The organism is Sphingobium sp. YR768, from assembly GCF_900111125.1.
GTDB lineage: Bacteria > Pseudomonadota > Alphaproteobacteria > Sphingomonadales > Sphingomonadaceae > Sphingobium.
Genome location: NZ_FOGE01000086.1, coordinates 1 through 1,057, shown reverse-complemented (window position 1 = coordinate 1,057; position 1,057 = coordinate 1). Strand labels below are relative to the sequence as shown.

The 1,057-nt window shown below is 64.0% G+C and carries 2 protein-coding genes; both read left to right on the top strand.

The features are described from left to right. Positions 1-156, top strand: a 156-nt coding sequence (locus tag BMX92_RS26750; RefSeq protein ID WP_177185294.1) for a 5-deoxy-glucuronate isomerase, incomplete at its 5' end; no start/stop codon positions are given. 126 nt (positions 157-282) lie between these two features. Further along, positions 283-1,038 (top strand): 2-dehydro-3-deoxy-D-gluconate 5-dehydrogenase KduD, encoded by a 756-nt coding sequence (kduD, locus tag BMX92_RS26745; RefSeq protein ID WP_093022793.1) that lies wholly within the window; start codon positions 283-285, stop codon positions 1,036-1,038. The last annotated feature ends 19 nt before the right edge of the window (positions 1,039-1,057 follow it).

Genomic DNA, 1,057 nt, shown 5'->3' with positions numbered 1-1,057 from the left:
CATATCGTCATGGCCAATGAGGAAGCGGTGATCTCGCCGCCCTGGTCGGTGCATATGGGATCGGGCACCAAGGCCTATGCCTTCATCTGGGCGATGGCGGGCGAGAATCAGGATTATACCGACATGAATGTGCTGGATATCTGCCAGCTGGCATAATCCGCACGCACTTTCCCCCTTATCGTCATTCCCGCGCAGGCGGGAATCCATCTCTCAACCTTGCGCCCGGCTTGAAGGGCAGGAGATGGGTCCCCGCCTGCGCGGGGATGACGCGGAGAATAGCTGATGACCAATATCTTCGATCTTGGCGGCAAGGTGGCGATCGTCACCGGAGCCAATACAGGCATCGGGCAGGCGATCGCGCTGTCGCTGGCGCAGGCTGGCGCCGACATTGCGGCGGTGGGCCGCACCCCGGCGCAGGAGACTGTCGAGAAGGTGCGAGCGCTGGGTCGGAAGGCCGAGATCGTGTCGGCCGATCTCTCCAGCATCGAACCGGTGCAGCGGGTGGTCGACGAGACGATCGACAAGCTGGGCGGGCTCGACATATTGATCAACAATGCCGGGATCATCCGCCGGGCCGACAGCGTGGACTTCAGCGAGGCGGACTGGGATGCGGTGATCGACACCAATCTCAAGGCGACCTTCTTCCTGGCGCAGGCGGCCGGGCGGCACATGCTGGCCCAGGGTTCGGGCAAGATCGTCAACATCGCGTCTCTGCTGTCCTTTCAGGGGGGCATCAGGGTGCCGAGCTATACCGCGTCCAAGAGCGGGGTTGCGGGGCTGACCAAGCTGCTGGCGAATGAGTGGGCCGCCAAGGGCGTGAACGTCAACGCGATCGCGCCGGGCTATATCGCGACCAACAATACCGCCGCGTTGCAGGCGGACGAGACACGCAACCGGCAGATACAGGAGCGCATCCCGGCCGGGCGCTGGGGCGAGGCCAGCGATATTGGCGGGGCGGCGGTGTTCCTGTCTTCCAGCGCCGCCAACTATATCCATGGCCATGTCCTGGCCGTCGATGGCGGGTGGCTCGCGCGGTGAGGTGAATACACTGGGCTCC